The sequence below is a fragment of the Nonomuraea sp. NPDC002799 genome, assembly GCF_053592075.1.
Map to the genome: position 1 here is coordinate 40,991 of NZ_JBSFVA010000044.1, position 22,270 is coordinate 63,260.

Consider the following 22,270-nt stretch of genomic DNA (forward strand, 5'->3'; position numbering starts at 1 on the left):
GGCCCGCGAATACGAGGAGACCTGCCATGGCCGTTCACCGGTCCTTCCGCGCTCTCACGCTCGTGACAGCGCTCGCACTCGTCCTGCCCGTCTCACCCGCGCACGCCACCGCCGGGCCCGCTCCAGGACCCAATGTGGTGGTCAGATGGAATCAGGCGCTGCTGACGGCGGTGCGCACCGGCACGCTGGGCCCGCCGCAGGTGGCCAGGGCGCTGGCCATCGTGCACACCTGCGCCTACGACGCCTGGGCGGCCTACGACGCGGTCGCCGTCGGCACCCGGCTGGGCGGCTCGTTGCGGCGGCCCGCGGCGGAGCGCACCGCGGCGAACAAGGCCGAGGCCCTCAGCTTCGCCGCGCACCTGGCGGCGGTCGATCTCTATCCCGCGCAGCGGGCCGGGTTCGACGCGCTGATGGCCGAGCTGGGCTACAACCCGGCCGATCCGTCGAGCACGCCCGCCCGCACCGGCGTGACCGCCTGCCAGGCGGTGCTCGACCAGCGCCACGCCGACGGCTCCAACCAGCTCGGCGGCTACGCCGACACCACCGGATACGCGCCGGTCAACGCCCCCGTCGTCGTCGCCCAGCCGCTGACCACGCTGAACGACCCCGGCCGCTGGGCGCCGCTGACCTACGTCAACCGGGCCGGGGCGCTCGTCACGCCGCCGTTCCTGGCGCCGCACTGGGGGCGGGTGGCCTCCTTCAGCGGCAGGGCCCGCTCGCTGGCGGACGCCGTGCCCGCGCCCGTCCCGTACGGCTCGGCCGGGTTCGCCACGCAGTCCGCCGAGATCGTCGCGGAGACGGCCGGGCTGGACGACCGGCGCAAGTCGATCGCCGAATACTGGGCCGACGGCCCCAGCAGCGAGACGCCGCCCGGCCACTGGTCCCTGTTCGCGCAGGGCGTCTCGGCCCGCGACCGGCACGGCCTCGACCAGGACGTCAAGCTGTTCTTCGCGCTGGCCAACTCGGTCATGGACGCCGGCATCGCCTCGTGGGAGGTCAAGCGCGACCACGACTCGGGGCGGCCGATCACCACGATCCGCTTCCTCTACCAGGGGCAGCAGATCCCGACGTGGGGCGGGCGGGTGGTCGAGGGCGCCTCGTGGGTGCCGTACCAGGTGCCGACGTTCCCGACGCCGCCGTTCGGCGAGTACGTCTCGGGGCACAGCACGTTCAGCGCGGCGGCGGCCGAGGTGCTCAAGCGTTTCACCGGGGGTGACGCGTTCGGCGGTCAGGCGGTCGTCGCCAGGGGATCGTCGCTCGTGGAGCCGGGTGTGACGCCCGCACAGGACGTGACGCTGCGCTGGCGCACCTTCACCGAGGCCGCTGAGGAGGCCGGGATGTCACGCAGGTACGGCGGGATCCACTTCAAGGCCGGTGACCTGCAGGGCCGCTCGCTGGGGCGGGCGGTCGGCGGCGCGGCCTGGGACCGGGCGAAGCGTTACTGGACGGGGCGCGGCTGACGACACCGTTCCCCACGGCGGCGCCCGCTCTCCTGCGCGAGAGCGGGCGCTTCCGTGCGGTGCCGGCGTGGCGGCTCAGGCCACGCTCTTCAGCCTGCCGGTACAGGCCAGGCTGTCTTCAGCGTGGCGGCTCAGGCCACGCGGTCTTCAGCCTGCCGGTTCAGCGTCTCAAGATCGAACGCGCCTGACTTGACTGCCGCGGTGAACGCCTCCCAGTCGCGGCGCGGGACTTCCAGCACCGAGTCCGGGTTGTCCTCGTGGATGAGCTCCACGTGGTCGTTGATGCGCTTGGCCGCGACGCGGCTGGCGTCTTGAGTCATCTGCTGCGCTCCTTCCGGTGAACACTGCGGACGTTTCGCCCCGGCCGGCCCCTCGCAGGAGGGCCGGGGCGTTGCGGGCAGCCTGCCATCCGGCGGCCCCCCGGGCCACCGGTTCGAGCCAGAGGCGTAGGGAAAAAACACCTCACGGGCATCGATCTGTCGCTCCCAGGTGCAAAATTGTCCGCGGGTCCGCCGGCCTGCCAAGATCGCCGCCATGAGCGACGCGACAGCGGCCACGTACGAGTGGCTCTACCGGGAGTACACCGACGGCATGGACGAGACCTGGCTGTGCGCCTGCTTCGTCCGCGAGGTCTCCCCCAGGGAGGCGTTACGGCGGCTCGGCGTAACCCCCGGCCCCATCACGGGCGCCTACGGGTTCGGGATCGCCGCCTGGGCCGCCAGGGGCGGAGCCGTCCTGGTCGAGACCGGCTGGGGAGGCGTCGCCTTCGAGAACGCCTGCGGGTTGTCGGAGGGGTCGGCGACCGCGGCCGTCTTCGTGACCAGCGAGGGCGCCGACTTCACGTACTGCGTCGACGGCCGCCTGATCACCGCCTTCGACCTGTACGAAGGCCGTTCCAGAACGGGCGAGGACCCCGGCCGCCTCCAGGCCGACCTGCGCGAGCTCGGCATGGAGACCGGCGTCGAGGACCCGGGGTGGGCCGGGGTCCCCACGGCCGCCGCGCTCGCCCTGGCCGAACGCGCCACCGGCGTGCACCTCTCCCAGGCCCGCTACGCCTCCCCCGCCCTGGCCGGCCCGACCGAGCATCTCGCGCCCTACATCTGAGAGGCGTGCCACATCGAAGATCGGCACAGGCTCCCGATCAGGGGGTGTGCACGATCGGGTGGGCGACGTCGTGCGCGCGCAGATGGCCGCACATGCCCCAGCGCTCCTCCGGCGGGCTCTCCATCAGCGCCGACTCCTGGAGGTGGGTCCCGTCGCCGCGTTCCAGGGCGGCCAGGATGTCGCCGGTGCGGCGGGTCTCCGTCGCGACCGTGCGCTCCCAGATGTCCCGCCAGACCGCCGCCCGGGGCCGGACCAGGGCGACGGCGCTGTCGTAGAGGCGGCGCAGCGGGCCGGTGTCGCCCGCGCGCAGGGCGTCGGCGATGCGCAGGAAACCCTCGACGGCCAGCTCGCGCCGGCGCGTGACGGCCTCCGCCGTGCCCTCGGCGGGCAGGGTCGCGGCCTGCCGGTACCGCTCCGGGTCGGCGACGATCTCGGGCGGGAACGTCATGACCGCGTCGCCCGCCTCGGGCAGCCCGGCGTTCTGCATCACGACGACCACCTCCAGGCCGCCGCGGTTGATCGCGCGGTGGATGGTGCCCGGGGTGAACCACACGGTCGAGCCGGCGCGCAGCTCGGTCTCGCGCAGGCCGTTCAGGTCGATGCTCTGCAACGCCCCGTGCCCGCCGACGACGACGTACGCCTCGGTGGAGGCGGTGTGCAGGTGCGGTGTGCCGCCCTCCAGGCCGTCGGCGCACACGCCCGTGTACACCGACAGCCGGCTGACCGACGTGCCTCCGGGGAAGGTCATGCGAGCGCGTCCCTGCCCTGCTCGGCCAGCAGCGCCGTGCCGTCCTCGCCCCTGTCGCCGTCGGCGATCACGACCGCGTACCGGAAGGCGAGCGTCCGGCCGTCCGGCAGCGTCACCTCCTCGCTGAAGAACGGGGCCGGGCACAGGCAGGCGAAGTCCTCGCTGCGCGCGAACCACTGCGGCGGGTGTCGCGGGTTCGACGCGTCGTCGACCATGACGACCGTCGAGTGGTCGCCCGTCCCGTCGTGCCGGCCGCGGAAGCCGAACCATTCGGCGCGTGTGCCGCGTAGCTCGTCGCCGCCCGCCCCGCCGGGCGACTGGATGACGCCGCCGGTGAACGACCGGGGGCCGCGCCAGAACAGGCCGCCGTAGCCGGCGTTCTCGCGGCCCTTCGTCGTCGGGGAGCCGAAGTCGAGCGCGCCGCCGGACACGTTCGTCATCGCGGTCTCGAACACCAGCGCCCAGATCGTGTCGTCCACGATGGTCGCGGTCAGCGTCCGCCGCTCCTCGATGACGGGGGCGCCGGACTGCGCGGTCCAGCCGAGCGTGTGCCCGATCTCGACGCGGCCGCCGGCGGCCGACAGCGCGGTCAGCTCGCGGTGCGCGGCGGTGCCGTTGTTGCCGAGCTGCACGTACGCGCCCTCGACGTACGTCGGCCCGCCCCAGAAGTTGTGCTCGCCCACGTGCGGCAGCGACCAGGCGATGCCTTTGTGCCAGACGTGGTCGTGCGGCCGGAACAGCGCCACCTCCGCGCCGCCCCGGGTGCGGATCGGATGCAGGTACGGCTTGGGCGACTCCAGCACCGGCGTGTCCGGGCGGTAGACGTAGGTGAACAGCTCGACGTCGCCCGACCGGACGGCGACCGACCGGCCGAGCTCGTGGTTGGCCTGCAGGGTCACGGGTTCCGCACCTTCTTCCACGGGGCTCCCGTGCCCCGCATGCTGCGGGCGAACGGGCTGTCAGCGGTGATCTGCCCGCTTCGTACGCGCTCTCCGGTGAACGCGGAGGCGTAGAGGGCGGCGATGAACTCCATCGTGCGCCGGGTGTCCTCGACCGTCACCGGCGGCTTGGCGCCCTGGTCGAGGGCGTCGAGCACGGCGGCGAGCCAGCCCTCGTGGCCGCTCGGCACGGTGGTGTGCCCCGGCGCCCACAGGTCCGCCACGGCCTCGTGGCCGGGCGCCGGGGTGATCGTCCAGTCGTCGTCGGTGTAGCCGTACAGGTGCGCCACCTCGACCGTGGCGTGCTCGTAGTCGAAGCGCAGCTCCGAGGTCTGCCGGGGCGACACCACCGAGTTCACGACGGTGGCCACCGCGCCGCTCTCGAACGTCACCAGCGCCATCGACACGTCCTCGGTGTCGACCTGGCGGGCCTGGCGGGCGGCCACGGCGGTGACCTCGCGCCAGGGGCCGAGCACCGAGAACAGCAGGTCGAACTGGTGGATGCCGTGCCCCATCGTCGGGCCGCCGCCCTCGGACTCCCACGTGCCGCGCCACGGGACCGCGTAGTAGTCCTCGTCGCGGTACCACTGGGTCAGGCACGTGGCCAGCAGCGGGCGGCCGAGGTGGCCGGCGTCCGCCAGGTTCCGCAGGCGCGCCGCGCCCGCGCCGAAGCGGTGCTGCAGGACGGTCGCGACGTGCGCGCCGGAACGGCGCTCGGCCTCGGCCAGCATGTCGAACTCGGCCAGCGTGAGCGTCGGCGGCTTCTCCACCAGCGCCGTCACCCCGGCCTCCAGGCATTCGACGGCCAGCGGCGCGTGCGACCGCGGCGGCGTGCACAGGTGGACCATGTCCACCTGCTCCTCCCGCAGCAGCTCCGTCAGGCCCGGGTAGACGGCCGGGACGTCCCACGTGCCGGCGAACGCCTTGGCCCGGCCGGGGTCGACGTCGGCCACGGCGACGAGCGTGGCCCGGCCGCCGGCGGCCGCGACGGCTTGGGCGTGGGCGGACGCGATCCCGCCGGTTCCGATGATCGCGGCCCGATGGTTGCGTGGTGGCAAGGGAGCTCCTGTGTGCCTGGCATCGCCGACGGTGGGAAAGCGCATTCCGCAGTGTGCCACGACAGGCGGCGTGGCGGGGATGTGTCGCTGATCACCATTGATGTGTGGACTTCTCCACAGATGATCGCCACAGCTCTCCGTAATGTCCGTGCCGCCGGACGAACCGGCGCACCGAACGGGGAGGAACCCAATGCGCAAGGCCCTCGCGACAGCGACTCTCATCGGCTCCATGGCCGTCACCGGCATAGCCCTCACCCCGGCGGCGCAGGCCACCACGCGGACCGCGACGACGAGCGCCACCCAGGCCGGCACCACGATCGTGAACTGGGGCAAGTTCTTCTCCAGCGACGGCAAGGCCTACACGTTCGGCAAGACGTGGAAGAGCGACGGCAAGGTCTTCACGAAGTGGCACGGGGTGGACAAGAAGGGCGGCAAGAAGGCGTGGGTGTGGTTCGAGGTCTACCAGAACGGCTCCTGGCGCAAGTTCAACCAGGTGTGGGACGGCAAGGTCTCCGGTAGCTGGAGCGGCCGGAAGATCAAGAAGGTCTACACCTTCACCTGCTGGGCCGGCAAGCTCGACAACTGCGGCCGCAAGTACCGCATCTACTAAGCCTCAAGACCGCCCACGCGCGGGTGCCTGCGGCCCGCCGCTCGGCGACGGGCCGCAGGCATCGCGGTTCAGGACGAGTACGCCTGGAACTCGGCCGCTCGCACCTGCTCCCGCTGCGGGCTCGCGGTGCCGCAGTCGGTCGCGGAGTTCGGATCCTGGTCCTGCTCACCGGCGTACAACGGGTTGCCGGTGCACTGGGTGCTCACCACCCGGAACATCAGGTGGGTCGCGGTGACGGTCCGCACGCCGAACGACTTGAGGATCATGTTCGCCCCGCGCGGACGCGGCAGCCCGGCGTCGAACGCGTCGCCGGGACTGGTGTAGACCTTCGTGAAGTTCGCCACGTCCGCGCAGCCGGAGCTGCAGGCCAGCACCTCGAACGCGCGCAGGCTGGAGAAGCGGTTCTGCCCGCCGGGGTCGGCCGGATCGTTGACGTTCGGCCGGAGCATCGCGCTGACCTGGATCCGGCGGATCTTGACCGGGCTGTCGCCGGCCAGGTCCACGACGACCGACTTGCCGGCCGGCGCCCCGGTGAGCGAGGCCCAGTTCGTGGCCTCGGTGTCGTCGATCAGCCTGGCCTGGTTGACGCCGTCCCCTGACGCCGTCGCACCGCTCGCCGCCGAGGCGTGGTTACGGGACAACAGCAGCGGCAGCGGCAGCTTCACCCCGGGCACCACGGCGTACGTGAGCCGCTTGTGCCCGAACCCGTTGCCCGCCACCACGAAGTCGTACACGCCGGGCGTCATCTCCACGGTGTCCGCCAGCGGCGTCGCGGGATCGGTGTCGGCGACCGGGACCACGCGTCCCTCGTAGTCGCCGACGTACAGCCGCAGCGCCGCTCCCTTGGCCTCGCCCAGGGGCTTGAGCTGCAGCGAGCCGTTCCGGCCCGCCGGGTTGACGAAGCTGGGCGTCGGGTCCGGGTCGCTCGGTCCGGTGCTGGCGGCGCCCGCCCCGAGTCCGTGCTCGGCGAACGCGCGCCACATGATGTCCTGGTTCTTGCCGCCGAAGCGCATCGCGTCGGCCGCCAGGAGCGCGTCGCGGTGGTCGACGTAGCTGACCGCGCCGGAGGCCATCAGCAGCAGGGCGTCGAACGACACCTGCGCCCAGCGCCGGTTGCCCGGGCACCGCTCGACCGCCGTGCGCCCGTCCGCGCACGACCGCTGCAGCCCGGCCGAGGCCGAGCCGTACCGTTTGACGAAGGCCGCCCGCACGTCGAACTGCGTGGCCGTCCAGATCTCGCCGTCCGCGTGCACCTGCTGGCCGACGATGTCGTAGTTGAGGTCGCTGTAGTTGAGCGGGGACTTCGACATGTCGTAGTTCCTGATGCCGCGTTCCTTGTCCCCCGTGACGTAGCCACCGGTGACGTACGGCGTGCGGCCGGCCGGGCGGAAGCCGTACTCGTACAGGTACTCCATCGCCATCAGGTCGGACGTGCTCTCGTTCATCGCGCCGGCCTGGGCTCCGCTCCAGCCGGCGTTCGGGCCGCCGATCATGCGGCCGGAGATGGCGTGGGTGTATTCGTGGCCCACCACGGACATGTCGTAGTCGCCGTCCACGCACGGCGAATAGAACGAGCCGGCGATCGGCTGCCACAGGTACATGTTCGTGATCGGCGCCACCCCGTCGGGGCCGCTGATCTGGTTGGCGTTGTCCCGCACGGACAACACGCGGGCGCCCGCCTGGGCGTTGCCCCGCTCGGGGTCGCCGCCGAGGCCGCCGCGCTCGCCGTTGTCGGCCTGCATGTTCCAGGCGGTCTCGGTGAAGCCGAGGCGGTAGGACCAGTCGTGCATGCGGTTGTGCAGGGCGTTCAGGTTGGCGATGGCGGCCTCCAGGTCGGCTTCGCCGCTCTGGTCGAGCGCCGCGGGGTCGCATTTGGCCTCGTACCAGGCGTTGCGCCACGGGTAGGTGTAGTTCCTGCTGGGCGTGAGCACGTTGGAGCGGGTGCCGACGGTGAACGCGTCGCCGCTCGCCCGGTTCTCGTAGGTCTTGGCCGCGTTGCCGAGGCTGGAGTAGGTCGGCGTGTTCGTGGCGTGGTCGACGTCCCACGCCTTGCCCGTCGCCGGATCGCCGCCGCTCACGTAGTCGCAACCGGGGCCGGGCTGGAAGCACCAGGTCTGCCGGGTGTCCCTGGAGGAGTAGTCGCCCGGCGGGTTCGCCGGGAACGCCGACCAGTGCGGGTTCTCGGGCTCGAAGTGGTCGACCAGGTTCTCGCGGGTCAGGATGGCGCCGCTGACCGCGTCCACGTGCGTCGTGTACGCCGCCGCCTCGCCGTCCGCCCCGCCGATCAGGACCACCTGGTACGCGCTGTGCACCCCGTCGGGCGCGGGCACCGCGACCGGGGTGGCCTGCTGGGTGGCCGCCGTGGCCAGGTCGATGCCGCCGTCCCTGGCCGCGATCTCCAGCGCCTGCCGCTCGCTGATCGCGGCGGCCGGGGGCGCCTCGGTCAGCCGGGACAACGACGAGGTGACGTGCCGGACCGTGCCGTCGAGCACGCCGATCGCGACGAGACCGTCCACGCCGGCCGGCAGGCCGCCGAAGCGCTGGCGCAGCAGCACGGCGTGACCCGCGCCGATGGGGTTGACCGCGACCTTCTCCAGCGCGTCGACCGCTCCGGCCGGCAGGCCGAAGACGCTCTCGTGGCTCTTGAGGTAGGCGCGCGCGGCCTGCTCGGGATCGGAGCCCAGGCCCTCGGCCAGCGGTTCCGCGCTGATGACTGCGGCGGGGGTGCCGAGAGCGTTCCAGCGGATCTCGGCCTGGGGCCCTGCGGCGCGGGCGCTCGCGCCGACGGGCGGCGGCACCTGTCCCTGCCGGTTGTCCAGGTCGGGCTTGCCGTGCTGCTCGGCCTGGAAGTCGTGGATCTCCGGGGCCTGCCCGCCGGGTTCGCCTCGGGCGGCCGCGGCCAGCGGGAGAGCCGACGCGGTGAGCGCGACGACTACGAGGACGCTACGTAACCAGGGTCTGGTCGACACGATTTCCCTCCTGCGTGCCAGGGATGCGCAGATTGCGCGCATCTTGGGCAAGAGGTAAACACCGCTGCAACGCCCTGACAAGATCTTGTCAGGGTCGAAATATCGGCGTATGAGACGGGTAGAGCAGGCGCGCCCGCGCACGGTAGTGTCCCGAGCGCGTGTTCGAAGCAGCCGGCCGGCGCCGCCCCACCGCTGATCAGTGCGGCATCGTACGTCCGGAAATGCTGGAGAAGCGGTGCTGTTTCCCCATCTGGCAGTTAAAGAATCTTGTTCCGCGGACGACACCGTTTTTCCACGCGCCCGCTTATGACCGGCTCTGCGGAGGCGTCCAATGCTTTTCCGCCGAGCGTGGCAATTACCGGATGACACCCCTGCTGAGCAGGCATTCCATGCCGGACGGCGACGCGGCCGGCGATGCGGGCCCCGGATGATTTCGCTTTGTGCTCCAGATCTTCCCGTTACTCGGTTAGCATCGATAATCGCTCCTGCCCAGGGGTGGTACGGGAGTGCTTTCGCGGATGAAATCCGATTCAGGACTTGAGTGGCCGGAAACGCTCGACATCGACGGTCTGGTCGATGACGGCTGGCGTCCGCAGCCGTTCCGCCAATTCCTGCTCAAGGTCCACAGCCGCTGCAACCTGGCCTGCGACTACTGCTACGTCTACACGCTGTCGGACCAGAGCTGGCGCTCGCAGCCGATGGTGATGCCGCCCGCCGTCGTGGCCGCCGCCGCGCGCCGCATCGCCGAGCACGTCCACGGCCACGGCCTGCGATCGGTGCGCGTCGTCCTGCACGGCGGCGAGCCCCTGCTGGCGGGGCACGCCTACCTGACCGACGTGGTCCGGACGATCCGCGCCGAGACGGGCTCGGACGTCCGCGTCGACGCCGTCGTGCAGACCAACGCCGTCCTGCTCGGCGAGCAGGCCCTCGACGCCTTCGGCGAGCTCGACCTCAAGGTCGGCGTCAGCCTCGACGGCAACCCGCGGGCGCATGACCGCAACCGGCGCTACGCCGACGGGCGCGGCTCCCACGCCGCCGTGGCCGCCGCGCTGCGGCTGCTCATGCGGCCGTCGCACCGCCACCTGTACGGCGGCCTGCTGTGCACGATCGACCTGGCCAACGATCCCCTCGAAACCTACGCCGCGCTCGTCGCCTTCCAGCCGCCGATGATCGACTTCCTGCTGCCGCACGGCACCTGGGACGCACCGCCGCCCGGGAGACCGCCCAGCCAGGACAAGACGCCGTACGCCGACTGGCTGATCGAGATCTTCGACCGCTGGTACGGCACCGACCGGGACGAGACGGTCGTCCGGCTCTTCCACGAGATCATGCGGCTGCTCGTCGGAGGCGCCTCCGCGAGCGAGGCGGTCGGGCTGACGCCGTCGAGCCTGGTCGTCATCGAGACGGACGGCACCATCGAGCAGACCGACTCGCTCAAGGTCGTCCGGCACGGCGCCGCCGCGACCGGCCTCAACATCGCCGACCACCCCTTCGACGCCGCACTGCGCTACCCCGGCATCGTCGCCCGCCAGCTCGGCTGGTCGGCGCTCAGCCAGGAGTGCCGCTCCTGCCGGTTCGGCCGGGTGTGCGGCGCCGGCCTCTACCCGCACCGCTACCGAGCGGGCACCGGCTTCCAGAACCCGTCCGTCTACTGCGCCGACCTCTACCGCCTGATCGGCCACATTCGCGCCCGGCTCGTCGCCGACCTGCGGCGACCGGACGGCCGATGACAAGAAAGGACCACGATGCGGCCCGACTCGCACCGTATTCCCGGGGACGTGTTCACCGCTCTGAGCCGGGGAGGCGGCGGGCTGAGCGCCGCCCAGACGTTGCGGACGATCCAGCGGAGCAAGCATCTCCTGCTCATCCTCGGAGCTCTGGACGCGGCCCGGCGTAGCGGGCACCGGCACGTGCGGGCGGCGGAGCAGGCCTACGACGGGCTCGCCGCGATCCAGAAGCGCGCGCCTGAGGCCGTGGACGCGCTGATCCGCTATCCGGCGGTGGGCGCCTGGGCCCGGCGGACGGCCCAGGATCTGCCCAAGGAGGACGCCCCGTCACCCGCCCGGCTGGGCGCCGTCACCGCCGCGGCGGCGATCAGGGGCCGCCTGCCGTGCGAGGTGTGGGTGCCGGTGGACGAGGGCCGGGTGGTGCTGCCCTCGCTGGGGGCGCTCACCGTGGACGCCGACGACGACCTCGTGCCCCTTCAGGTGGACGGCTCCGGCCAGGTCACGGTGGCCGGACGCGCGGCGCCCATCGGCCGATGGCATCTCGACGAGCGCATGGCCCGCACCGACGGCTGGCGGGGGCTGCGCCGGTTGACCGCCGACGAGGGCGGGCGCCGCCTGAGCGTGCTCGTCGACGACCTGGACCCCTACCGCTGGCCCGGCTCGACCGCGGATCAGGACAGCGAGCACCACTCGCTGCGTGAGCACGTGCAGCGCGCCTGGGGCATCCTGGTGGCCGGCCACTGGACCACCGCCAACGAGATCGCCTCCATCGTCATCGCCCTGACCCCGCTCCAGGCGCGCGAACGCGCCCAGAACAGCGCCTCCTCGCGCGACCTGTTCGGCACCATCGCGCTGTCCCCGCCCCAGGACGGGCTGGGCCTGGCGGAGACGCTGTCCCACGAGATCCAGCACGCCAAGCTCTCCGCCCTCCTCGACGTCGTCCGCCTGACCCGGCCGGACGACGGGCAGCGCCACTACGCCCCGTGGCGCGAGGACCCCCGGCCGATCCACGGGCTCCTGCACGGCGCGTACGCCTACCTCGGGGTGAGCGGCTTCTGGCGCCGCCAGCGGTCGCTGCCCAGCTCGGAGGAGGACCGGTTCGCCGCCGAGACGCGGTTCGCCCGGTGGCGCGCGGCCGCCTACGAGGTGACCGGGACGCTGGTCGCGAGCGGGCTGCTGACCGGGGAGGGCGAGCGGTTCGTGGCGGGGATGCGCAGCACGCTGGAGCCCTGGCTGGCCGAGCCGGTGACGACGGAGGCCGAGGCGGCGGCCCGCCAGGAGTCCCGCCTCCACCGCGACAGGTCCCTCACAACGGCGGCGGGTCGAAGTCCAGATCGACCCGGCGGCTGGTGAGCATCGACGCCCGGTGGTCGTGGCTGGATGCGGTCCTCTCCAGCCGCGCCCGCAACTGGCCGCGGAGCTGCTCGGCCTCCGCCCGCTCCCCCGTCGCCTCCAGGTCGCGCGCCAGGTTGGTGATGCCGGCGAAGATCATGTAGTGCTCTTCGTCGAACCGGCGGCGGGCCGCCTTGAGCGTGGCCAGGTCGAGGTCCCTGGCCGCGGTCGCCTCACCGAGCGCGGCCAGGTCGCCGGCCAGGTTGTAGGCGCAGCTCAGCACGAAGTCGTGATCGGGTCCGAGCCGGGCGACGAGCTCGGCGTAGATCTCCTCGTCGATCGCCCGCGCCTCGTCGGGGCGGCCGCGCAGCCGGTAGAGCAGGGCGAGGTTGGAGCGCGTGCAGAGGGTGAAGGGATGCGACTTGCCGTAGACGTCGGCGCAGCCCGCCACGGTCTGGCCGGCCAGCTCGGAGGCGCGTTCGAGCTGGCCGGACTCGCGCAGGGCGTTGGACAGGGTGACCGCGGCGGACAGCGCGTCGGGGTGGCGCGGGCCGAAGAGCGTGCCCAGCATGGTGTACGTGTTCTCCGCGAGCTCCAGCGCCTCGCCCACCTCGCCCAGGAGCCGCTTGGCGACCGACAGGTCCTTGGCGGCCCTGAGCGTCAGCGGATGCTGGAGGCCGAACTCCAGGCGGCCGTAGTCGTAGGCGTCGATGCCCGCGTCGCAGGCGTCGGAGAAGTCCCCGCACAGCCGGACCACCCGGGCCAGCTCGATCATCGTGTTGAGCAATTCCCACCGGCTGGTGCCGGCCTCGCCGCTGGTCTGCTCCAGGAACGCCTGCTCGTGCAGGTCGCGGGCGCCGTCGTAGTCGCTGATGAGGGCACGGTCGAGGGCGAGGTTGTTGATCACGCGCAGCGTGCGGGCATGCGCCGGGCCGAAGACCTTCTCATGCAGCCGCCGGGAGAGCAGGTCCTGCTCCATCGCCCCGCCGAAGTCCCCTCGGGCACGCAGGTTGGCCCCGTGGTTGTTGAGCACGCGCAGCGTCTCCTCGTGCTCGGGCCCCAAGGTCTCCCGCGCCATGCCCAGGGTCTCCTGGTTGATGGCGTAGGAGGCGTCGTACTCGCCGAGCTGCCACAACACGTTGCCCAGGTGGCGGCGGACCTTCAGCACGTCGAGGTGCTGCGGCCCGGAGTCCTCCGTCCACTTTCTGCGCATTTCTTCCGCGGCGTCTCTCGCGGTGCTGTAGTTGCCTTTGCGGTAGAGGTAGCGCAGGGCGTCGACGGCGAAGGCCCGGACGGCCGGGGATTGGCAGTCGGCCACGCGCGACGGCGTCAGGTGCGCGACGAGCCCCTCCCAGTGCCGCCACGTCTCGATCTCCTCGGGGTCGGCGGGCGCGCCGTTCGCCAGCAGCAGGTGCACCTCGTGCCGGGCGCTGGACTGGGCCTCGCTCGTGAGGTCGTCGCGCAGAAGCGCCTGGATCAGCCGGTGGACCTGGATCGTCCGGGACTCCGCGTCGATCTTCGCCAGCGCGAAGCGGTTGAGCTCGCCGATCGCCTTGGCCACCATGATCGGGCGGGACAGGAGCTGGCCCAGCTGGGTGGACACCACCCCGCGGCCCTGGCGGAAGGTGTCGCGCGGGATGGGCTCGGGGCCGAAGAAGGCACAGCAGCGCAGGATGTCGACGGCCTCGGGGCAACGATCCTGGAGCAGGCCGACCGACAACCGCCAGGCCGCGGTCATGGACTGCGGATATTCCGTCGACTTGCTGGAGCCGAGCAGCTCGCGCGTGTTCTTCTCCAGCTCGTCCAGGTAGTCCCCCACGGAGATCGCGCTGAGCGAGATCAACGCCCCGGCCTGCTCCAGCGCCAGCGGCAGGTCGCCCAGCGCGTCGGCGAGCTCGTCGGCCTGCCGGGCCTCGATGCCCTGCGCCCGCTTGCGCAGGAACTCCACGCTCTCGCGCCGGGTGAAGACGTCGACGGAGACCGGCATCGCCGCCGTGTCCCACCGGGGGTTACGGGAGGTGATCAGCACGTGGCCGTTCGCGGGGATGTAGCCCTTGATCGACTCCGGCTGGTCGGCGTTGTCGAAGATCAGCAACCACTTGGCGTACGGCTGGCCGCGCTGGAGCGCGTCGCGGACGGCCTCGGCGGACTGCTCGATGCCCACGTTCTCGGCCAGCGGAACGCCGAGCCGGGGCGCCAGCGACGCCAGCGTGGGCGGGACCAGGACGTGCTGGTCGGCGGTGATCCACCAGACCAGGTCGTAAAGGCCGCGGTAGCGCCAGGCGTACTCGACGGCGAGTTGTGTCTTGCCGACGCCGCCCAGCCCGTGCAGGGCCTTCGGCAGCGGGACCACGGCGGCCACCTCGCTGACGCTGTGGCGGATCTGCTCCAGCAGCGCTTCGCGGCCGGTGAAGTTGCGGTTGCGTTGCGGGACCCGCCCCCAGACCTCCGGAGCCGGTCCAGGCGCGCCCGCGGTGTCGACCGGCTCCATCTGGGACCTCCGAGATAAGGAAGATTGTTTCCCTGCCCGCCATAGTAAAGGTTGAATAGCATGTCGTCTCACCACAGAATCGCGTTGAGAGCACGCGCGAGCCACCGACCCTATTAAAGTTATCGGACGACCGGATACAGCCGCCGGCCACACCATGGAGCGTAAAATGCATGACGACCTGCCGGGAACGGCCGCCCTCATCAATGTCGAGGACTGGTCGCTGGAGGATTTGAAGGAGCTGGACAGCACACCGCTGCGGCGCACCCTTGAGAGCCTGTTCGAAGAGGACACCGAACCGATCGCCGGATTCAGCTCGGTGACCTGATCCGCCCGTGCGCCACCTGACGGACTTCGGCGCGTGGCGGGACGGCGAGTGGAACCGGCTCATCGACCAGTTACGTCACGGAGACCGCGTGCCCTTCATCGGCGCGGGCGCGGTCGCGGGCGCCCTGCCCAGCGGCCGCGAGCTGAGCCGGCGTCTGGCCAGGAAGCACGGCTATCCCTACGACGACGCCGACGACCCAGCGGCGAACTCCTGGACAGCGAGGCGGGCTGGAACCCCCAGCCCGACGCCCCGCTGATCTACCACCTGCACGGCGGCTGAGCCAGCCGCCCTCCATGGTCCTGACCGGCGACGACCACGACGCGTTCATCGCCAACCTGACAGCGGACCCGGCCATCATCCCGCCGGTGATCCGCCGGGCGCTCACGACGCGTTCCTTGTTGTTCATCGGTTACGGCCTGCGGGACCGGACATTCAAGAGCCTCTTCAAAGGACTGCAACGCAGCCTGCCCGGCATGGTGCGCAAACGCCAGGTGAGCGTCCAGGGGAAACCTCCGAACGACCAGATGGAGGGACGCGGCGGACCACCTACCATGCGATATTTCACGGATCGGTTCGAAGAATGGCGGATCTCCATTTATTGGGGGACAATCAACGACTTCACCGGTGAGCTACGGCGGCGCTTAGGGCGCAGGTGATGTCATCCATCGGGATGGTGAATCAAGGGTGGAACCGTATGTTGGGCCACGTTCCTTCCGTCTGGGCGATAGCGACAAGTTTTTCGGCCGGGCGCGGGACGCACGAGCGGTCGCCGACTTCTGGCTGGCGAACCCTCTGACGGCCCTCTGCGGCCCCTCCGGCGTGGGCAAGACGTCGCTGCTCCAGGCCGGCGTCCTGCCGCTGCTCCACTCCGGGGTGACGGACGTGCTGCCGGTCGGCCGCATATGGCATGGCTCCCCCGTCCCCACCGCCGCGCTGCGCGAAGGGCACAACCCGCTGGTCTTCGCGGTGCTCTCCTCCTGGTCGCCGCACGACCTGCCCTCCGACCTGTCCGGCCTGACGCTTCCCGCGTTCTTCCGGCGCCGCCCGCAGTCGCGGGACCCCTACGACGACCCGATGCTCACGCTGGTCGCCATCGACAGGGCCGAGAACCTGTTCGCCGACACCGGGCACGGGCGCGCGGAGGCCGACGACTTCCTCCACCAGCTCGCCGAGGCCATGCAGGAGAACCCGAACCTGCGCGTGCTCATGGTCATCCGCGACCACCAGCTCGCCGTGCTCCAACGCCGCGTGCGCACGTTCACGCAGGTCGTGGAGTATTTCCTGGAGACGCTCACCGTCGACGCCGCGCTGGAGGCGACCAGACGGCCGCTGGAGGGCACCGGCTGCCGGTTCTCCGAGGGCGCCGCGGAGGCGCTGGTCGACCTGCTGCGCACCGTGAGCCACCACACCCCGCTGGGCACGGGCATCGTGCGGTACCTGCCGACGATCCAGCCGCTGCAGCTCCAGCTCGTCTGCTCGGGGCTCTGGAACGCTCTCCCGCCGCGGACCTCGGTGATCACCACGGAACAGGTGACGGAGCTGGTGAACATCGATCAGTCCGTCAGCGAGTTCTGCCACCGGATGATCGAGGACGTGGCCCACGAGGTCTACCAGAGCCAGACGAGCCGGCTCCTCGCACAGTTGCGGCGCGGCTTCGTGACGGACGACGGGCACAAGATGGTCGTCGAGATGGGCCTGACGGAGACGGGCGGCCTGCCCGCCCGGGTGATCTCGGCACTCGCCCACCGCCGCATCCTCACGGTGGAGAGGCGCTCGCCCACGGGGTCGTGCGAGTTGTCGCACGACCACTTCGCCCAGGCGCTCCTGCGCGGCCGGGATCCGGAGCGCGACGACCGCCTGACCGATCCCGCCGGCTGCCTGCGCCTGGCGGAGTTCGCCCGGCGCGAGGGCGAGTTCACGCGCGCGGCCGCCTACGCCGACGCGGCCCTCCAGCGCTGCGGCGGCGACCCGCGGCTGCGGGCCGAGACGGAGTCCGTCCTCGGCAACATCGCCTACGCCCGCGACGACCTGGGCCCGGCCGTCGACCACTACGACCGGGCCGTCTCCCACCTCGGCATGCTCCCCGGCACGGACATGGCGATCGCCACCCTGCTGACCGGGATCGGCCGCATCCGGGTCAGCCAGGGACAGTTCGGGGACGCGATGCACTGCCTGCAGTCGGCCGTCCGCCGCCGCCCCGACGACCCGGTGATCCAGGCCGAGCTGGCCTGGACCCTGTGGTACGCCGGGCACACCGAAGGGGCCCTGGAGATCCTCGACTCCGTGCTCGACCGGGACCGGACCGCCGAGGCGGCGTTGTGCGCGCGTGGGGAGATCCTGGCCGACCTGGGCAGGCCGGCTCCCGCGCTCCGCGACCTCGATCGGGTGCGCCCGCATGCGACGTCCGCCACGCTGTCGGCGTACACGCTGGCTCTGGCGCTGGACGGGCGGGTCGATGAGGCCGACAGGACCACCCCGCACGTCGAGCGCGAACGGAGCGCGGCCGTCCTGCTGCGGGTGGCCCGGGTGAAGGCGGCGGCGGGACACCACAAGACGGCCGTGGACCTCGCCCAGCGGGCCTTGGACAAGGGCAACCGCCCGCCGCTCCCGGCCCAGCTCACCGGTGAGGCGGATCGCATCATCCGCGGTCGCTTCTTCTAGCCACCGCTGATCGCCCAGGCGGGATCTCGCGACGTGGGCACGCCGCCGGGCGAGGATAAGCTTTGCTTTTCAGCAGGGAGAGGACATGCCGACGTTCCCTCAGGGGAAGCCGCGGCCCCGGCTCACGGGGACGCAGGGGGGCGAGCCGAAATATCAGGCGATCTACCGCGATGTGCTCGCGCAGATCGACGGCGGCACGTTCGCGGCCGGCCAGCCGCTGCCCTCCCAGCGCGAGCTCGCCGACCACTACGGCGTCAGCCTCATGACCGTCCGTCAGGCCCTGCAGCGGCTCAGCGCGGAGGGACGCATCGAGCAGCGCCACGGCCGCGGCACGTTCGTCGCGGGGACCGTGCTCCCCTACCAGCTCAACAGCCTGGGCAGCCTGGCCGAGGACCTGGCGGGGCAGGGCATCGACCTGGTGACCGTGCTCCTCGGCGTGCGCCACGGGCCGGCCCCGGCCTCCGTGCGGGTGGAGCTGGGCCTGGCGGCGGGCGCCGGCCTCACGGTCATCGAACGGCTGCGCGTCGTCGACGGCTCCCCCGTGATCCACCAGCTCTCCTACGTGCCCCCCGACCTGGCCGCCGCGCTGGAGGACGACGAGCTGAAGCGGACCCCGCTCTACCGGCTCATCGAGGAGCGCTGCCGGATCTCGCTGGCCTGGGCGACCGAGGCGATCAAGCCGGTGGTCCTGACGGAGGAGCAGGCCGGCCTGCTGGAGCAACCGGTGGGGGCCGCCGCGCTGATGAGCACCCGCGTCACCTACGACCTGGACGACCGGCCGGTGCTGGCGGACCGGGCGATCATGTGCGCCTCCCACGTCGTCTTCACCACCAGGCGGCAGGCGCCGGAGCCGGTCGTCTCACTCCGCCTGGACACCTGAGCGCACATCTGTCAGCGCTGCCGTACGCCGGCCGCCAGGTCTCGCGCCACCGCCTCCACCGCCGCCAGCCCCGACGGCACGTCGGCCGCCTCCGCGAGGGCGCGCACGAAGGCCGTCCCCACGATCACCCCGTCGGCGAACCCGGCCACCTCGGCCGCCTGGGCGCCGTCGCCGACGCCGAGCCCGACGCACACGGGCAGATCGGTGACCTCCCGCGCACGGGCGACCAGGTCCTCGGCGCCGGCGCTCACCAGGTCCCGCTCCCCCGTCACCCCCATGAGCGAGGCCGCGTACAGGAACCCGCGCGAGGACCGGGTGGCCAGCACGATGCGCTCGCGGCTGGAGGTCGGCGCGATCAGATGGACGCGGTCGAGCCCGTGCGAGTCCGCCGCGGCGTGCCACTCGGCGGCCTCGTCAGGGACGAGGTCGGGGGTGATCATTCCGGCGCCGCCCGCCGCCGCCAGGTCCGCCGCGAACCGCGCGACCCCGTACCGGTCCACGAGCGTCCAGTACGTCATGACCAGCGCCGGGACCCCGGCCAGCGCGCGCACGGCGGTGAACGCGTCCGCCGGCGTGGTCCCGCCCGCCAGCGCCGCCTCGGTGGCCCGCTGGATGACCGGGCCGTCCATGAGCGGGTCCGAGTACGGCAGCCCCACCTCCACCACGTCCACCCCGCCCGCGACCATGGCCCGCATCGCCGCCACCGAGGTGGCGACGTCGGGATAGCCCACCGGCAGGTAGCCGATGAGCGCGGCCCGTCCCTCACGCCCCGCCTCCTCGATGACCGTCCTGACGCTCATGAGCCGTCCTCCATCAGGCCGAAGTGGCGGGCCGCCGTGTCCACGTCCTTGTCGCCGCGCCCGGAGAGGTTGACGAGCACGAGCCCGTCCGGCCCCAGCCGCCGCCCTTCCGTGATCGCGCCGGCCAGCGCGTGCGCGCTCTCGATCGCCGGGATGATCCCCTCGGTACGGCAGAGCAGCCCGAACGCCTCCATGGCCGCGTCGTCGTCCACGGAGGCGTACCGGGCCCGTCCGGTGTCGTGCAGCCAGGCGTGTTGCGGCCCGACGCCCGGATAGTCGAGCCCCGCGGAGATCGAGTGGCTCTCCAGGGTCTGGCCGTGCGCGTCCTGCAGCACGTACGTCCGGCTCCCGTGCAGGATGCCGGGCCCGCCGCCGGAGATGGCGGAGGCGTGCCTGCCGGTGCCGATCCCGGCTCCGCCCGCTTCGAGGCCGACCAGCTCGACGCCGGGATCGTCGAGGAAGGCGTGGAAGATGCCGATGGCGTTCGACCCGCCGCCGACGCAGGCGCAGACGACGTCGGGCAGCCGCCCCGCCAGCTCCAGCACCTGCCGCCGCGCCTCCTCGCCGATGATCTGCTGGAACTCGCGCACCATGGTCGGGAACGGATGCGGCCCGGCCACGGACCCGATGAGGTAGTGGGTGTGCTCGACGTTGGCCACCCAGTCGCGCATGGCCTCGTTCATCGCGTCCTTGAGCGTGCGCGAGCCCGACGTCACGGGCACGACCTCGGCGCCGAGCAGGCGCATCCTGGCGACGTTGAGCGCCTGGCGTCTCATGTCGACCTCGCCCATGTAGACGACCGCGTCGAGGTCGAGCAGCGCCGCGGCGGTGGCGGCGGCCACGCCGTGCTGGCCGGCGCCGGTCTCGGCGATGATGCGCCGCTTGCCCATGCGCTGGGTGAGGAGCGCCTGGCCCAGCACGTTGTTGATCTTGTGGGAGCCGGTGTGGTTGAGGTCTTCCCGCTTGAGCAGGATGCGGGCGTTCCCGGCGTGCCGCGCGAACGACGGCGCCTCGGTGACGATGCTCGGGCGGCCCGAGTAGGTCCGGTGCAGCGCGTCGAGCCTGCCACGGAACACCGGGTCGGACAGCGCCTCCTGGTAGGCCGCGTCCAGCTCGTCCAGCGCGGTCACCAGGGCTTCCGGCGCGAACCGGCCGCCGAACCCGCCGAAATACGGTCCGGCCCGCCCGGCGAGTGCGATTCCGTCGATCATGGGACATCGCCTCCTTGAGTTCTAGTCTTCTAGAAGACTAGAACGAAAAGCGTTTTCCGCACAAGCCCACCGTCAATAACCCTAATTACCTACCAATTCAGTTGACTTCAACGCGAGCAAGATCTACGTTGGTGAGCGTGACGACCACGGCTCTGACCATCCGGGGCCACGTGGATTTCTGCCGCGTGGCCAGCGCGCTGTGTCCTTCCTTCCGACCGCAGGCAAACCCTCATCCGGAAGGAAAGAACCCATGTCATCCCTGTCCATCAGCCCTGTCGCCGGCCGCATAGGCGCCGAGATCTCCGGTGTCCGGCTCGGCGGCGACCTGCCCGCCGGCGTGGTCGCGGACATCCGCCTGGCCCTGCTCGGCCACAAGGTGGTCTTCTTCCGCGGCCAGGACCACCTGGACGAGCAGAGCCAGGTGGCCTTCGCCCGGCTGCTCGGCCGGCCCACCGCGGCCCATCCGACCGTGCCCTCGCTCGACGGCAACGGCCACATCCTCGACCTCGACTACCGCCACGGCCAGAAGGTGGACCGCTGGCACACCGACGTCACGTTCGTGGACCGGCCGCCGCTCGCCTCGGTGTTGCGGGCGATCACGGTGCCGGCCGCCGGCGGCGACACGTTGTGGGCCAACACCGTCAGCGCCTACGAACACCTGCCGGTCGAGCTGCGCGACCTGCTCGACCGGCTGCGGGCCGTGCACACCAACCAGCACGACTACGTACGCGTCGCCTCCGCCGACGACCCGGACCGGGCTCGCGCGGCCGCCGAGGTCTTCGCCTCCACGGTGTTCGAGACCGAGCACCCGGTGGTACGCGTGCACCCGGAGACCGGCGAGCGCTCGATCCTGCTCGGCGACTTCGCCAAGCGGCTGGCGGGCCTGTCCGCCGCCACCTCGGCAGCGCTCATCCGGCTGATCCAGGAGCACGTGACGGAGGTGGAGAACACGGTGCGCTGGCGGTGGGCGCCCGGTGACGTGGCCATCTGGGACAACCGGGCGACGCAGCACCGGGTCGTGCACGACTTCGGCGACCGGCCGCGCCGCCTGCACCGGGTGACCATCGCCGGTGAGGTGCCGGTGGGCGTGGACGGCCGGCCCAGCAGGGTGCTGGCCGGCGACGCCGAGGCGTACTCGCCCCTCGCCGCCTGACCTCCTCCAGCGTCGAAGCCCTGGCCCCGATGACGTGGCCGGGGCTTCGACGTGTCGCCGGCCGGTGTTATTCCGGCACCGCCAGCAACCACGTGCGGTCCTCGGTGAGGAATCGTTCCAGCCGCAGCCCGCCGGCGTTCAGCGCGGCGGCCAGGTCGTCGTCGGTGAGCCGCCTGGAGGAGAACGACTGCGTCCACACCTTGTCGTCGCCGTAGGTGTAGCGCATGGTCGCGTGGTAGACGCCGGGAGAGACCTCTTCGACGGCCGCCATCGTGATCGTGACGTCGCCGTCGCTCCTGCCGAGGCCCACGTGCCACTTGTCGTGCGCGGCGGCGGGCATCCACTGGACGAGCACCGCGCCGCCCGGCTCGACGTGCCGCGCGCAGGTGGCGATGAACTCGCCTCTGGCGACCTCGTCCACGGTGTTGACGAGTTGGGAGGCCAGGATGACGGTGTCGAAGCGCTCGTCGAGCCGCAGTTCCTCGACCCGGCCGAGCACGGTCCGCGCGCCGCGCACCCGGGCCAGCATCTCGGCGGACTCGTCCACGGCGACCACGTCGAAGCCGAGCGCGACCAGCGGATGCGTGACCCTGCCGACACCCGCGCCGAGCTCCAGGACGCGGCCGCCGGGCGGGGTCACCTGAGCGACGAGCTCGGGCTCCCCGCTGGGCTGGAGCACGCTGTAGAAATCGACCGGGGATCCGTCGGGGGTGATGGGGCCGGGGCCCGTGCCTGAGTTACCCATGCCGGTGACGCTAACTCGTGCTCGCGGCCGACGCGACGGGCGACATTTCCTGAAATGT

20 protein-coding genes are annotated in these 22,270 nt (G+C 71.8%); 11 read left to right on the forward strand and 9 right to left on the reverse strand.

Translation table 11 applies throughout. The features are described 5' to 3' along the window. The first annotated feature begins 26 nt into the window (after positions 1-26). The gene (locus tag ACWD0F_RS44665) at positions 27-1,460 is read left to right on the forward strand and encodes a vanadium-dependent haloperoxidase (RefSeq protein ID WP_449888106.1); all 1,434 of its coding nucleotides are present in this window, start codon (positions 27-29) and stop codon (positions 1,458-1,460) included. Between the two features lie 131 nt (positions 1,461-1,591). Here the strand turns inward: ACWD0F_RS44665 and ACWD0F_RS44670 are convergent, their stop codons facing one another. Beyond that, on the reverse strand, positions 1,592-1,780 hold the full coding sequence (locus ACWD0F_RS44670; protein WP_449888108.1) for a hypothetical protein: 189 nt from the start codon (positions 1,778-1,780) through the stop codon (positions 1,592-1,594). 214 nt (positions 1,781-1,994) lie between these two features. Between ACWD0F_RS44670 and ACWD0F_RS44675 the strand changes: the two genes are divergently transcribed. Further along, a complete protein-coding gene (locus tag ACWD0F_RS44675) occupies positions 1,995-2,564 on the forward strand; it encodes a DUF6461 domain-containing protein (RefSeq protein ID WP_449888110.1) in 570 nt (189 codons plus the stop codon). Between the two features lie 37 nt (positions 2,565-2,601). Here ACWD0F_RS44675 and ACWD0F_RS44680 read toward each other — a convergent pair whose 3' ends face one another. Genes ACWD0F_RS44680 through ACWD0F_RS44690 form a run of 3 tightly spaced genes read right to left on the reverse strand, consistent with a single transcriptional unit; the run spans position 2,602 to position 5,308 of the window. Next, complete coding sequence (locus ACWD0F_RS44680; protein WP_449888111.1) at positions 2,602-3,312, reverse strand: cupin domain-containing protein; 711 nt, start codon at positions 3,310-3,312, stop codon at positions 2,602-2,604. Continuing rightward, on the reverse strand, positions 3,309-4,211 hold the full coding sequence (locus ACWD0F_RS44685) for a DUF6807 domain-containing protein (protein WP_449888112.1): 903 nt from the start codon (positions 4,209-4,211) through the stop codon (positions 3,309-3,311). Before ACWD0F_RS44685 ends, ACWD0F_RS44680 begins: the two co-directional genes overlap by 4 nt. Beyond that, positions 4,208-5,308 (reverse strand): Gfo/Idh/MocA family protein, encoded by a 1,101-nt coding sequence (locus ACWD0F_RS44690; protein ID WP_449888113.1) that lies wholly within the window; start codon positions 5,306-5,308, stop codon positions 4,208-4,210. Before ACWD0F_RS44690 ends, ACWD0F_RS44685 begins: the two co-directional genes overlap by 4 nt. 190 nt (positions 5,309-5,498) lie before the next feature. Here ACWD0F_RS44690 and ACWD0F_RS44695 point away from each other — a divergent pair, with 190 nt between their 5' ends. Next, positions 5,499-5,918 (forward strand): hypothetical protein, encoded by a 420-nt coding sequence (locus tag ACWD0F_RS44695; RefSeq protein ID WP_449888114.1) that lies wholly within the window; start codon positions 5,499-5,501, stop codon positions 5,916-5,918. 68 nt (positions 5,919-5,986) lie between these two features. Here ACWD0F_RS44695 and ACWD0F_RS44700 read toward each other — a convergent pair whose 3' ends face one another. After that, positions 5,987-8,887, reverse strand: coding sequence for a M36 family metallopeptidase (locus ACWD0F_RS44700; protein ID WP_449888116.1), 2,901 nt, complete (start codon positions 8,885-8,887; stop codon positions 5,987-5,989). 518 nt (positions 8,888-9,405) lie between these two features. On the opposite strand from ACWD0F_RS44700, the gene ACWD0F_RS44705 reads away from it, so the two are divergent. Further along, positions 9,406-10,617: an FxsB family cyclophane-forming radical SAM/SPASM peptide maturase gene (locus tag ACWD0F_RS44705; protein WP_449888118.1), complete on the forward strand. Its 1,212-nt coding sequence runs from the start codon at positions 9,406-9,408 to the stop codon at positions 10,615-10,617. A 48-nt stretch (positions 10,618-10,665) separates the two neighbouring features. Further along, a complete protein-coding gene (locus ACWD0F_RS44710; protein WP_449888120.1) occupies positions 10,666-11,967 on the forward strand; it encodes an HEXXH motif domain-containing protein in 1,302 nt (433 codons plus the stop codon). On the opposite strand, the gene fxsT is transcribed toward ACWD0F_RS44710, so the two are convergent. Further along, a complete protein-coding gene (fxsT, locus tag ACWD0F_RS44715) occupies positions 11,921-14,437 on the reverse strand; it encodes an FxSxx-COOH system tetratricopeptide repeat protein (protein ID WP_449888121.1) in 2,517 nt (838 codons plus the stop codon). The two genes, ACWD0F_RS44710 and fxsT, sit on opposite strands and share 47 nt — an antisense overlap. Before the next feature lie 166 nt (positions 14,438-14,603). On the opposite strand from fxsT, the gene ACWD0F_RS44720 reads away from it, so the two are divergent. From ACWD0F_RS44720 to ACWD0F_RS44740, 5 genes are all read left to right on the forward strand, one after another. After that, complete coding sequence (locus ACWD0F_RS44720) at positions 14,604-14,762, forward strand: hypothetical protein (RefSeq protein WP_449888123.1); 159 nt, start codon at positions 14,604-14,606, stop codon at positions 14,760-14,762. 7 nt (positions 14,763-14,769) lie between these two features. Then, entirely contained in the window at positions 14,770-15,018 is a 249-nt protein-coding gene (locus ACWD0F_RS44725; RefSeq protein WP_449888125.1) for a hypothetical protein, read from the forward strand. A 19-nt stretch (positions 15,019-15,037) separates the two neighbouring features. Continuing rightward, positions 15,038-15,418: an SIR2 family protein gene (locus ACWD0F_RS44730; protein WP_449888157.1), complete on the forward strand. Its 381-nt coding sequence runs from the start codon at positions 15,038-15,040 to the stop codon at positions 15,416-15,418. A 28-nt stretch (positions 15,419-15,446) separates the two neighbouring features. Next, entirely contained in the window at positions 15,447-17,423 is a 1,977-nt protein-coding gene (locus ACWD0F_RS44735; protein ID WP_449888126.1) for an nSTAND1 domain-containing NTPase, read from the forward strand. Between the two features lie 85 nt (positions 17,424-17,508). Next, complete coding sequence (locus ACWD0F_RS44740) at positions 17,509-18,303, forward strand: GntR family transcriptional regulator (RefSeq protein WP_449888128.1); 795 nt, start codon at positions 17,509-17,511, stop codon at positions 18,301-18,303. A gap of 11 nt (positions 18,304-18,314) precedes the next feature. Here ACWD0F_RS44740 and trpA read toward each other — a convergent pair whose 3' ends face one another. Both trpA and trpB read right to left on the reverse strand, forming a co-directional pair. After that, positions 18,315-19,103, reverse strand: a complete 789-nt coding sequence (gene trpA / locus ACWD0F_RS44745) for a tryptophan synthase subunit alpha (protein WP_449888130.1) — start codon at positions 19,101-19,103, stop codon at positions 18,315-18,317. Beyond that, positions 19,100-20,314, reverse strand: coding sequence for a tryptophan synthase subunit beta (trpB, locus tag ACWD0F_RS44750; RefSeq protein WP_449888132.1), 1,215 nt, complete (start codon positions 20,312-20,314; stop codon positions 19,100-19,102). The genes trpA and trpB overlap by 4 nt, the downstream gene beginning before the upstream one ends. Before the next feature lie 250 nt (positions 20,315-20,564). Between trpB and ACWD0F_RS44755 the strand changes: the two genes are divergently transcribed. Next, on the forward strand, positions 20,565-21,467 hold the full coding sequence (locus ACWD0F_RS44755) for a TauD/TfdA dioxygenase family protein (protein ID WP_449888134.1): 903 nt from the start codon (positions 20,565-20,567) through the stop codon (positions 21,465-21,467). 67 nt (positions 21,468-21,534) lie between these two features. Here ACWD0F_RS44755 and ACWD0F_RS44760 read toward each other — a convergent pair whose 3' ends face one another. Beyond that, complete coding sequence (locus ACWD0F_RS44760) at positions 21,535-22,212, reverse strand: class I SAM-dependent methyltransferase (RefSeq protein ID WP_449888135.1); 678 nt, start codon at positions 22,210-22,212, stop codon at positions 21,535-21,537. Positions 22,213-22,270 lie beyond the last annotated feature (58 nt).